At 54.1% G+C, this 11,369-nt stretch carries 11 protein-coding genes and 1 other RNA gene; 5 read left to right on the forward strand and 7 right to left on the reverse strand.

Annotated features, from left to right (window positions below; all coding sequences use genetic code 11):
* Positions 1-263 precede the first annotated feature (263 nt).
* Together Q3970_RS10345 and Q3970_RS10350 are read right to left on the reverse strand one after the other, a co-directional pair.
* A complete protein-coding gene (locus tag Q3970_RS10345) occupies positions 264-1,145 on the reverse strand; it encodes a carbohydrate kinase (protein WP_303100492.1) in 882 nt (293 codons plus the stop codon).
* Positions 1,145-2,488 carry a sugar porter family MFS transporter gene (locus Q3970_RS10350; RefSeq protein ID WP_303100493.1) on the reverse strand — a complete coding sequence of 448 codons (1,344 nt, stop codon included), beginning with the start codon at positions 2,486-2,488 and terminating at the stop codon, positions 1,145-1,147. The genes Q3970_RS10345 and Q3970_RS10350 overlap by 1 nt, the downstream gene beginning before the upstream one ends.
* A 476-nt stretch (positions 2,489-2,964) precedes the next feature.
* Between Q3970_RS10350 and Q3970_RS10355 the strand changes: the two genes are divergently transcribed.
* The gene (locus Q3970_RS10355) at positions 2,965-3,747 is read left to right on the forward strand and encodes a formate/nitrite transporter family protein (protein ID WP_303100494.1); all 783 of its coding nucleotides are present in this window, start codon (positions 2,965-2,967) and stop codon (positions 3,745-3,747) included.
* A gap of 149 nt (positions 3,748-3,896) precedes the next feature.
* Here the strand turns inward: Q3970_RS10355 and Q3970_RS10360 are convergent, their stop codons facing one another.
* Positions 3,897-4,136: a hypothetical protein gene (locus Q3970_RS10360; protein ID WP_303100495.1), complete on the reverse strand. Its 240-nt coding sequence runs from the start codon at positions 4,134-4,136 to the stop codon at positions 3,897-3,899.
* Positions 4,137-4,243: 107 nt separating this feature from the next.
* On the opposite strand from Q3970_RS10360, the gene ispF reads away from it, so the two are divergent.
* The 3 genes from ispF (at position 4,244) to Q3970_RS10375 (ending at position 6,890) form a co-directional block, all read left to right on the forward strand.
* Entirely contained in the window at positions 4,244-4,723 is a 480-nt protein-coding gene (gene ispF / locus Q3970_RS10365) for a 2-C-methyl-D-erythritol 2,4-cyclodiphosphate synthase (protein ID WP_303100496.1), read from the forward strand.
* 86 nt (positions 4,724-4,809) lie between these two features.
* A complete protein-coding gene (rpiA, locus tag Q3970_RS10370; protein WP_303100497.1) occupies positions 4,810-5,475 on the forward strand; it encodes a ribose-5-phosphate isomerase RpiA in 666 nt (221 codons plus the stop codon).
* Between the two features lie 221 nt (positions 5,476-5,696).
* Positions 5,697-6,890: an amino acid aminotransferase gene (locus tag Q3970_RS10375; protein ID WP_303100498.1), complete on the forward strand. Its 1,194-nt coding sequence runs from the start codon at positions 5,697-5,699 to the stop codon at positions 6,888-6,890.
* Between the two features lie 85 nt (positions 6,891-6,975).
* On the opposite strand, the gene Q3970_RS10380 is transcribed toward Q3970_RS10375, so the two are convergent.
* From Q3970_RS10380 to Q3970_RS10395, 4 genes are all read right to left on the reverse strand, one after another.
* Entirely contained in the window at positions 6,976-7,959 is a 984-nt protein-coding gene (locus Q3970_RS10380) for a cytochrome d ubiquinol oxidase subunit II (RefSeq protein ID WP_303100499.1), read from the reverse strand.
* Positions 7,959-9,311: a cytochrome ubiquinol oxidase subunit I gene (locus Q3970_RS10385; protein ID WP_303100500.1), complete on the reverse strand. Its 1,353-nt coding sequence runs from the start codon at positions 9,309-9,311 to the stop codon at positions 7,959-7,961. Before Q3970_RS10385 ends, Q3970_RS10380 begins: the two co-directional genes overlap by 1 nt.
* Before the next feature lie 364 nt (positions 9,312-9,675).
* Entirely contained in the window at positions 9,676-10,167 is a 492-nt protein-coding gene (locus Q3970_RS10390) for a DUF456 domain-containing protein (protein WP_303100501.1), read from the reverse strand.
* Positions 10,168-10,232: 65 nt separating this feature from the next.
* Positions 10,233-10,733: a DUF1841 family protein gene (locus Q3970_RS10395; RefSeq protein WP_303100502.1), complete on the reverse strand. Its 501-nt coding sequence runs from the start codon at positions 10,731-10,733 to the stop codon at positions 10,233-10,235.
* A gap of 273 nt (positions 10,734-11,006) precedes the next feature.
* Here Q3970_RS10395 and ssrA point away from each other — a divergent pair.
* Positions 11,007-11,368: a transfer-messenger RNA gene (gene ssrA / locus Q3970_RS10400) on the forward strand.
* Position 11,369 lies beyond the last annotated feature (1 nt).

Raw genomic sequence — 11,369 nt, forward strand, 5'->3', positions numbered from 1 at the left:
GTAACCGTTTGGATGGGGTTTTAGGTATTTTGCAAAGGTCTCAGGCCGTCTGAAATGCTTAAATTTCGTCATACTCGGGCTTGACCCGAGTATCTCTTTTTTTCGGGATAATGGGATGCCGGGGTCAGGCCCGAGTATGGCGCGGAGATTTTAAAATATCGATAGAACTTAACAAAAGCCGGTCTGATAAATTTCGCAAGGCCGCAAAAAAACAGCCGAAACCGGGAGCAGGTTCGGCTGTTTTTTTAAAGAGAAGAAAACATTTAAGCGGGGTGCATAAAGTTTTCAACTTCTTTCAGGCTGATTTCGGGGGTGGCGCCGTGATGCGATGCCACCAGCGCGCCCAGAGCGCAGGCGAATGAAACGGCTTCCTGCGGCGGGGTGTTGTTCAGCAGCTTGTAGGTGAGGCCGGCCAGGAAGCTGTCGCCGGAGCCTACCGTGTCGGCCACTTTGACGCGGTAGCCGCAATGGCGGTAAAACTCGCCGTTTTCAAAATAAACCGCGCCGTGGCTGCCGAGGGTAACGCAGATGCGTTGCGTGCCGCTCAGTTTGGCGAGAAACTGGATGTTTTGCTCGATAGAATTGTGTTTGGAGCCGTAGGCTTTCGACAATTCGTATAATTCGTCGTCGTTGAGCTTGATGAGGTCGGCTTTTTTCATCATTTCGAGCAGGCGGCCGGTGTCGTAGTGCGGCGGGCGCAGGTTGACGTCGAAAATTTTGAATTTGGCTTTTTCTACCAATTGCCCGAGCGTTTTACGGGAAACTTCGTCGCGGGTGGAAAGGCTGCCGTAAATGAAAGCGTCCGACTCGGCCACACGCTGTAGGGCGGCTTCTTCCACTTGGATTCTGTCCCACGCGCAGGGGTAAACGATTTCGTAGGAAGCGCTGCCGCAGGAATCCAGATGCACTTTCACCAGGCTGGTGGCCTGATCTTTGCACACTTGCAGCAAACCGGTGTCGACGTTTTTGCTTTCAATTTGGCGCAACAGCTCTTCGCCGTCGGCATCGTCGCCCCTGCTGCTGATTATGCTGGTGTCGGCACCGAGCGAACGCAGCCGCACGAGCACGTTGAGCGGTGCGCCGCCGAGCACTTTTCCGCCGGGAAAATCGTCCCACAGCACTTCGCCGAAACTGGTTACTTTCATTATGTGTTTTCCTTGATTAACGATTTAGACAATTCTTCCAACGGCACGCCTTTGGTTTCGGGCATCATAAAGATAACAAACAAGAGCTGCAACACCATCATGCCGGTGAAAATCATAAAGACCGCGCTGGCACCGATGGTGCCGAACAAGAAAGGAATCATTGCCGGAATGGCTGCGGCCAGCACCCAGTGCGTGCTGCTGCCCAGCGACTGCCCTTGCGCGCGCAGGTGGTTGGGGAAAATTTCCGAAATAAACACCCAGATAACAGCACCCTGGCCGACGGCGTGGGCGGCGATAAACAGGAAAAACAGGAAAGGAACAATCTGGCCGCTCCAGTTCTGCATAAAGGCCAGCGAAATCATGCCGAGTGAAACGATATAGCCGAACGAGCAGATATACATCAAGGTGCGGCGGCCGAGTTTGTCGATTAAAACCAAACCGATTAAGGTGAAAATCAGGTTGACCACGCCCACGCCCACACTACTGAGCAGGGCGGCGCTTTGTTCCAAACCGGCGATTTCAAAGATGCGCGGTGCGTAATACAGGAAGGCGTTGATACCTGAAAACTGGTTGAAAAAGGCAATCAAAAAGGCCAGCAGGGCGATAAAGCGGTATTTGGGCTGCCAGATGCTTTCTTTGGTGCGCGAATCGTTTCCGCCTGCACCGGCCAAATCGGAAACATCACGGCCGGGATCGATTTTCTGCAATATCGCACGGGCTTCATCAAAGCGGCCTTTCATCATCAGCCAGCGCGGCGACATCGGCACTGTGCAGACCATAACGGTATAAATCAGCGCGGGTAGGGCTTCAATGCCGATCATCCACCGCCAGGCGGTATCACCCAAGTTTAAGCCGGCAAAGAAGAAATTGGATAGAAACGCAATCAGGATACCGAATACGATATTGAACTGATACATGGCCACCAGGCGGCCGCGTTTTTCTGCAGGAGCAATTTCAGAAACATAGGCAGGGGCGGCAATAGTGGATGCGCCCACGCCCAAACCGCCGATGAAGCGGAAAAAGGCAAACAGCCAGGGATCGGAAACCAAAGCCGAACCGACGGCGGATACCGTGTAGAGAACACCGATGACAATCAGCGTTTTTTTACGGCCCAGCACATCGGTGGGCCAGCCGCCGAAGAGTGCGCCGATTACCGTGCCCCACAGGGCCGAGGCCATGACCACGTTGCCGTGGAACAGTTCGGCACTGCCGAACAGGGTGTAATGCCCCCACATTTCGGAAAGCGATTTTTCGGCTCCCGAAATCACCACGGTGTCGAAGCCGAACAGGAAACCTGCCAGTGCCACCGTAACCGACCAGAAGAGAAGTTTAGACTGGTTCATAAAGCGTCCTTTTCTTTTGCAAAGTTAAAAGAATTGCCTCTGATAAAAACTGCCTGAAAGGCAGGCAGTGCGTAAAAGCGCTTCCGGACCGGGCGGGTCGGGCAGCACTTCCTTAAAACTTCTGTTTTTCCGGCAAGTGGCGGCTGGAGAGCCTGTAATATTATTATGTCCGATGTAATAAAACACAAAAATACCGGCGGATATTATGTTTTAAAACGCAATGGTGGGCAAGCGCGGGCGGCGGGCTTGTGCCCGAAGTTTGATTCATGGCAAAACCCTGTAAAAAAACTGTCATAATTGGAGCGGGGAAGGGGGAATAAGGTTCCGTCAGGCAGCGGCGGGAGGGGGCGTGGCGGCGCTAAAGTATTGCGGTAAATGAAATGTAATTTACTTACAGAATAAATGAGCCATGTCAATGAGGCCGTCTGAAATGCCGCTATAATGGCGTTGTTTAATTACGCATTGCAGGTAAAGGCATGGGCAGTTTGCTTCCCGAACAGATTTTGCAGGAAACGGTTGAAAAAGGCGCGGCTAAGGCACAGGGGAGTATGCAGGCTTTGAGCATTTTGGGCTTTCTCGGCGGCATGTATATTTCGCTGGGCTATCTGGCCTATATCCGCGTGGTTGGCGGTATGCCGCACGATTGGGGCAGCTTGGCGGTGTTTATCGGTTCGGCGGTGTTTCCCATCGGGCTGATATGCATTCTGATAGGCGGAGGCGAGCTGATTACCGGCAACATGATGGTGTTGCCCGTGGCGTGGCTGGCGAAGCGGATTTCGCTGGCGCAGTGGGGGCGAAACTGGCTGATTGTTACACTGGCCAATCTTGTCGGCGCTTTTTTTGTAGCGTGGTTTTTCGGTCATTATGTCGGCTTAACCGAAGGCGCGGTGCTGGCAAAAACCGTTTCGGCTGCCGAGGGTAAAGTGGCGGAAGATTTCGGCCGCGCGCTGGTGTCGGGTATAGGCTGCAACTGGATGGTATGCATGGGCGTGTGGCTTTGCTACGGCGCACGCAGTTTTTCAGGCAAGGTTTTGGGCATTTGGTTTCCGGTGATGATTTTCGTGCTGGCGGGCTTTCAGCACGTGGTGGCGAATATGTTTGTGATTCCCGCCGCGATTTGGGCGGGCGCCGATATTTCGTGGGCGCAGTTCGGCCGGAACATGGTGTCGGTGTATATAGGCAACGCTATCGGTGGCGCGGTGTTTGTGGGCGCGCTGTATTTTTATGCCTACCGCGGCAAACTGCAGGCCGGCGGCTAATAAAAAACGACCTTATTTCATGTCAATACCGAAAAAATTTGAACTTTTCCGGCAGGGCATGGCCTGAAAAACAGGTTTATTCTGTATTGAAAATTTAAACACCGGCAACCGGAACAACGGACGGCAAAATGGTTTGGTCCCTTATTTTCTTAGGCACGTTTTTCTTTTTCATGCTGGCATCCAAAGCCTTGAATCTGTATGGGCTGGTTCCCAAAGAAAAATTGAATTTGAACCTGCTGTTCGCCATATTGGCTATGATGTTTACCGGTATTGTTTATATTTTTAAAGGATAAATTTATCCTTTGAAACCCAAACCGGATAAAGCTGTATTTGAAATTCAAAACGATATTCTGCAAAGGAATTTTGTAATCATTCAAGCCGGCAACCATATTGATTCGGATAACCGGATGCCGTCTGAACGCAATAAACGGCTTCAGACGGCATTATTTTGTGTAAAATAGGTCGGACAAGAACCAGACTCCGACAAGGAACTTTTATGAACATACGCATCGGGCAGGGCTACGATGTCCACCAACTGATCGAAGGCCGTCCGCTGATACTGGGCGGTGTAAATATTCCGTTTGAAAAAGGCCTGCTTGGCCATTCTGATGCTGACGCGCTGCTGCACGCCGTTACCGATGCCCTGCTGGGGGCGGCGGGTTTGGGCGACATCGGCAGCCACTTTCCCGACACCGCAGCCGAATTCGAAAACGCCGACAGCCGCGTGCTGCTGCGCGCAGCCTATAAAAGCGTGCAGGCGGCGGGCTGGCGGGTGGTGAATGTGGACAGCACCGTTATCGCCCAACAACCGAAACTCGCCCCGCATATCCCCGCTATGCGCGCCAACATCGCCGCCGATTTGGGCTTGAGCGAAACGGCCGTCAACATCAAAGGCAAAACCAATGAAAAATTAGGCTATCTGGGCAGGCAGGAAGGCATTGAAGCGCAGGCCGCCGTGCTGTTGCAGGCCGTCTGAAAAGCGGATACTGCACAGTTTGGTAAAAGCTGTTACCATATTTGTGTAATGTTTAATCCGTTTCTTTTTTGATGGAGAGAGAAAGCATGGCATCGCAAGACGAACTCAAACGCATGGCTGCTGAAAAAGCCGTGGAATTCGTAAATGAAAACGAATACATCGGCATCGGCACCGGCACCACCGTCAACCTGTTTATTGAAGCATTGGCCAAAAGCGGCAAAAAAATCAAAGGTGCGGTTTCCACCTCGAAAGGCACTTCCGAAATGCTGGCGCGCCACGGAATCCCCGAAGTGCAGATGAACGAAGTGTCGCACCTGTCGCTTTATGTAGACGGTGCCGACGAAATCAACCATTCGCTGCAAATGATTAAGGGCGGCGGCGGCGCCCACCTCAATGAAAAAATCGTGGCCAATATCGCCGACAAATTCGTGTGTATTGCCGACGAGAGCAAATACGTTACGCGTTTGGGCAAGTTTCCGCTGCCGGTAGAAGTGATTCCGATGGGGCGGTCGATGGTTTCGCGCAAACTGGTTGCCTTGGGCGGGCAGCCCGAGCTGCGGGTGGGCTTTACCACGTTTAACGGCCACCAGATTGTAGATGTGCACGGCTTGAACATCACCCTGCCGGTTACGCTTGAAGACGAAATCAATAAAATCCCCGGCGTGGTGGAAAACGGCCTGTTCGGCCACAATGCCGCCAACGTGCTGGTGTTGGGCACGCAAGAAGGTGTAAAAGTGATCAAGCCGAATTAAAGCGCGGCAATTGTTGACAAAAGGCCGTCTGAAAAACAGGTTTTTCAGACGGCCTTGCTATTGGCTCCTCCCGAGCGGGCGGCAGCCGCGGCCGTTTCGCCGGACTTCTGATATTTCTCAATATTCCGGCCGTTTTGCGGTTTTCATCTTTTGTGAAAAAGCGTAAGATTAATCCTGATTTTTTTGCAGTTTTCCTTCCACATTTTCAGAAAGGCAGCATCATGTTTTTTGACAAAATCGAAGCCGCGCCGGCCGATCCGATTCTGGGCTTGGGCGAAGCATTCAAAGCCGAAACCCGCAGCAGCAAAGTGAATCTGGGCATCGGCGTGTATAAAGACGCCCAAGGCAAAACCCCGATAATGAAGGCCGTGAAAGAGGCCGAAAAACGCCTGCTGGAAACCGAAAACACCAAAAACTACCTCACCATCGACGGCGTGGCAGACTATAACGAGCAAACCCAAATGCTGCTCTTCGGCACCGGCAGCGAAATCATCGCTTCCAAACGCGCCAAAACCGCGCAAAGCTTGGGCGGCACCGGTGCCTTACGTGTGGCCGCCGAATTCGTCAAACGCCAAACCGGCTCCCGAAACGTGTGGATTTCCGCCCCCACGTGGCCCAACCACAACGCCATTTTCAAGGCTGTGGGCATCAATATCCGCGACTACCGCTATTACGACAAAACCACCCACTCCCTCGACTGGGACGGCCTGATTGAAGATTTGGGTCAGGCGCAAGAGGGCGACGTGGTGCTGCTGCACGGCTGCTGCCACAACCCCACCGGCATCGATCCCACGCCCGAACAATGGGAAACTTTGGCCAAAATGTCGGCCGAAAAAGGCTGGCTGCCGCTGTTCGACTTCGCCTATCAGGGCTTTGCTAACGGCTTGGAAGAAGATGCCTACGGCCTGCGCGCCTTTGCCAAACTGAATAAAGAGTTGCTGGTGGCCAGCTCGTATTCCAAAAACTTCGGCATGTATAACGAACGCGTGGGCGCGTTTACCATCGTGGCCGCCGACGCCGAAACCGCCGACCGCGCCTTCAGCCAGGTGAAATCCATCATCCGCACCCTGTATTCCAACCCGGCCTCGCACGGCGGCGCCACCGTGGCGCTGGTGCTGAAAGACGAGGCCTTGAAAGCACAATGGATTGCCGAACTCGACGAAATGCGCGCGCGCATTAAAGAAATGCGCCGGCAGTTTGTGGATTTGCTGAAAGAATACGGTGCCGGTCAGGATTTCAGCTTTATCGTGAAACAAAACGGCATGTTTTCGTTTTCGGGCTTAAGCCCCGAGCAGGTTGACCGCCTGAAAGACGAATTCGCCATCTACGCTGTGCGTAGCGGCCGCATCAATGTGGCGGGCATCACTGCCGACAATATCCGCTATCTGTGCGAAAGCATCGTGAAAGTGCTGTAACACGTTTCGCGGTTGAAGTATGAAAGGCCGTCTGAAAATGTTTTTCAGACGGCCTCGGTTTATTTTGGATACGGCCGGTGCTGTATCAGCCGTAGGTAAGCGTGGTGGCTTTGCCCCTGAACGCCCAGTAGGCAAAGATGCTGTATGCGATGATGCACGGCACGGTGATGATAACGCCGATCAGGGTTACCACCAGGGTGGGCACGCTGGCGGCGGCTTCCCAAGCGGTGAGCTGGCCGATAACGGCATAGGGGAATATGCTGATACCCAAGCCGAGGGCGCACAGTATCAGGGTGGCGGTTAAGAGGGCGAACGGCTGCCACACACCCTGCTGCAATACGAGCAGCATTTTGGCGCGGATCAGGCAGAATGCGCTCAGCAGCGGAATCGGCGCCAGCCAGAGCAGGTTGGGCAGGGTGAACCAGCGTTGGAAAATGCTGCCGCTCACAAACGGGGTGGCCAGCGAAATCAGCAGCAGGCAGCCCACTACCGGCCACCAGGCCTGATTGGCCCATTTGCGCGCTTTCTGCTGCAACTCACCTTCGGTTTTGGCAATCAGCCAGCAGGCGGCGAGCAGCACGTAAACCGCCGGCACGGTGGCCATAATGCCGAGTGAAAACAGATAATCCAAGGGGTGCGTGCCGAAGGCGGTAACGTAGCGGCCGAGCATCCAGCCCTGTGTGAGCGCCATACCTGCAGATCCGAGCATAAAGGCAATGTTCCACAAATCTTTATGGCTGTCATCGGCCTTCACGCGGAAGTCAAACGCCGCACCGCGCACAATCAGTGAAAACAGCATAAAGGCAACGGGCAGGTAGAGGTTGCCCAAAATGATATTGTGCGCTTTGGGGAACACGATAAACAGCACGCCCACGCCTAAAACCAGCCAGGTTTCGTTGGCATCCCAAAACGGCCCGATCGATCCGACCATCACGTTTTGCTCTTCCGGCCGTGCGCGGGGCATCAGCATGCCCACTCCCAAGTCGAAGCCGTCGAGCACCACGTATACCGTCATTGTAAAACCGAGTAAGCCCAAGAAAATCAGGGGCAGCCAGTAGTTCCAATCCATTATCGTTCCTCCGCTTTCAGACGGCCTTTACCGTCGTGTGTGTCGTGTTCGGGATGTTCGGCCATATGTTTCAAAACCATCAGGTAAGAAAACAGCATCAGGGTGTATAGCACCAGATACATAACCAAAGTCAGCCCCACATTGCCTGCTGGCACGGTTTTGGTAACTGTATCTTCGGTGCGCAAAATACCCTGTACCAGAAAAGGCTGCCTGCCGATTTCGGTTACATACCAGCCGGCCAGTGTGGCCACCCAGCCTGAAAACGTCATACCCGCAAAGGCGTAGAGCAGCCGGCGGGGCAGGTTTTCAGGCTGCCAGCGGGCTTTGCGCAGCCTGAACCAGCCGTACCAGCTTACCAGCAGCATCAGCAGTCCTACGCCTACCATGATGCGGAAGGCGAAAAACACAGGGGCAACGGGCGGTTTGTCGGCAAATTCGCTCAAGCCTTTGATTTCGCCGTCCAAGCTGTGGGTGAGGATCAGCGAGCCGAGATAAGGCACTTTCACGGCGTAATCGGTCTGCTGTGTGGTCTCGTTCGGCCAACCGATTAAGGTGAGCGGCACCGGTTTTTCGGTGTGCCATACGCCTTCGATGGCGGCAAGCTTGGCGGGCTGGTGTTCCAGCGTGTTCAGGCCGTGTTCGTCGCCCGCCCAGATTTGCAGCGCAACGGCGGCCACGGCGGCGGTCAGGCCGGTTTTCATCACTTTGGCGGTGCCGTTGTCGGCCGATTTTTTCAGAACCTGCCAGGCCGACAGGCCGATCATAAGAAACGAAGCGGTCAGCACCGAGGCAAGGATTTTATGGGCGAAACGGTAAGGAAACGAAGGGCTGAAAATCACTTCGAGCCAGTTTTTTACGTGAATGACGCCTTCTGCGTCGATCCAGTGCCCCTGGGGGGTCTGCATCCACGAATTGAGGGCGAGAATCCAGAAGGCCGAAACCGAAGTGCCCACCGCAACCACCGTGGCGGCCGTCATGTGCACCTTCTGGCTGACCCGTTCGCGGCCGAACAGCATGATGCCGAGAAAGCCCGCTTCCAAAAAGAAAGCGGTCAGCACTTCATAGCCGAGCAAGGGGCCGGCGATATTGCCCGCCTTTTCCATAAAGCCCGGCCAGTTGGTGCCGAACTGGAAACTCATGGTTACGCCCGACACCACGCCCATGGCGAATGAAACGGCGAAAACCTTTGTCCAGAAGCGGTAGGCGGACAGCCAGCCCGCATCGCCCGTTTTGCCGGCTTTGTAACGGAAATACACCACAAACCAGGCCAGCGCGATATTGATCACTGGAAACAGGATGTGGAAACTGATATTCACCGCAAACTGTATGCGGCTGAGCATTAATGCATCCATAAAGGGTAGCCTCTTGATATGTATTAGTACAAAACGAATTTTGTACCGTGTATTAAATAGATGTAGGCAGGTGTTGTCAAGGTTGCCATACGAAACAGCCGAATAGTTTTAAGACGGCTTCAAGCCGGATAAGTTGCAGCAAACGGAGACGGTTTCAGAAATCCGAACAAACGTATGGCAGAATAAAAGGAGTAGGGTGGGGCGGCACTGCAGACGGTGCGGGCGTTAAGGAACAGGCTGTGCTGCTGCTTCGGCAGTCTGTAAAACCGCCCCTGCAAACCGCCTGTTTGGAGGTTGCGGCTTCTGCAGCATACAGGCAGTCAAAAAAGCGGGCAAGCCGTTTTGCTTTTTACCTGATTGATATTTATTGGAAAAGGTTGATGATACCCATCACGGCCAAAGTCAGCACGATAGTGAGCGCACAGCCCACTTTGGCGATTACCCCCACGATAAAGCCGACAAACGTGCCCAAGCCCACTTTTCCTGCCGACCACAAATCCTTGCGTGCCCAAAATTCACCTGCGCCTGCGCCGATTAAGGGGCCGAGCAGCAAACCGGGCAGCGAGAAAAACGCTCCGACGATGCCGCCGATTAGCGCACCCCAGACGGCGGTTTTGCTGGCGCCGGTGAATTTCGCCCCCAACATGCCCGCCACATAGTCGGTGGCCATGCCCAAAGCGGCAACGACGCCGAGAAAGATCAGCGTGTTGGTGCCTATGATTTGATAACCGTCGGCATGAGCCAGCAGCCACGCGCCGGCAAACATCAGCCCGAGGCCGGGAATGGCGGGATAAACCGTGCCGAGCAGGCCGGCGAGCAGGGCAATCAAACCGAGCGTGATTAAAATAGCGGTCATGGTGGTCTTTCTTAAACAAAGGGAAAATTGAAAAATAAGCAGGCCGCCTGAAAACCTTTCGGCGGTTAACCGCGCCCGCTGGTTTTGTCGGACAAACCCACTTCGTGCGGATTGATGCGCGCCCGGTCTTCCTGACCCAAACCCACCAGTTTGCGCAGGCGCGTCATATAGGCGTTAACGTCCAGCCCGCGGCCGAAACGCTGCGCCTCCCAAACCGTTTCCGCCAGCGCATCGGCCATTTCGTGTTCGGCCTGCACCCAGCCGCCGTGTTTGGCGCACAACTGTTCGTGTATCGCGCGGATGCCCGGCGGCTGGTCGATGGCAGCCTGCTCTTGCAGCGAAAGGTGAAGCGACATATGCAGGAACGGGTTGCTTTCGCCTTCTGCGGGCGTCCAGTTTTTATCAAGGTAGTCGTCGATGTTTTCCAGATAGCGGTGGTATTCGGGATGCGCTTCGATAATCCGCAGCGCTTTCTGCTGCAAGGCATCCAGCTGCAAAGGCAGCATGCGCTGCCGCCACACTTCGGCAAAAAAGCGGCGCACATCGTGCGTATTGACGTTATACATTAAGTTTTGCCCGTATTGTTTTTCAGACGGCCATTATAGTGGATTCAATTAATTTTCGGTACGAGGCAGCAAGCCGCAGACAGTACGGATAGTACGGAACCGATTCTGTTGCCGCTTTAGCGGCTTACAAAATCGTTCTCTTTGAGCTAAGGCGCAGCAACGCCGTAACGGAATATTTAAGTGGATTCACTTATAACCGGTAAGGCCGTCTGAAAAGATAAAGCGGCGCTGGCAATTTATGCCTTAACTGCGTATAATCCGCCTTTCCTATCTGGGGGCGATCTTGGTTTCGACGGGGGTTGCGAAGCAGATGCGGGCATACCGGGGTCTCAGATTCCCGTAAAACACTGAACCAAAATAGTCGCAAACGACGAAACTTACGCTTTAGCCGCTTAAGGCTAGCCGTTGCAGCAGTCGGCCGGTGGGCTGTGCAGGGTAACCTGCGGCAACGTCATTTTACATCGGCTGGTTTTCTGCCGGGTTACTTGGCAGGAAATAAGATTTAAGGTAACTGGCCTCCAAACAGCCCGTCTGCCGGCGGAATGGGGGCAAGATTCCAAGTTGGCAAGACTAAGTATGTAGAACGCTTTGTAGAGGGCTTTCGGACGGGGGTTCGATTCCCCCCGCCTCCACCAG

This window comes from Neisseria sp. (assembly GCF_030530745.1).
Taxonomy (GTDB): domain Bacteria; phylum Pseudomonadota; class Gammaproteobacteria; order Burkholderiales; family Neisseriaceae; genus Neisseria.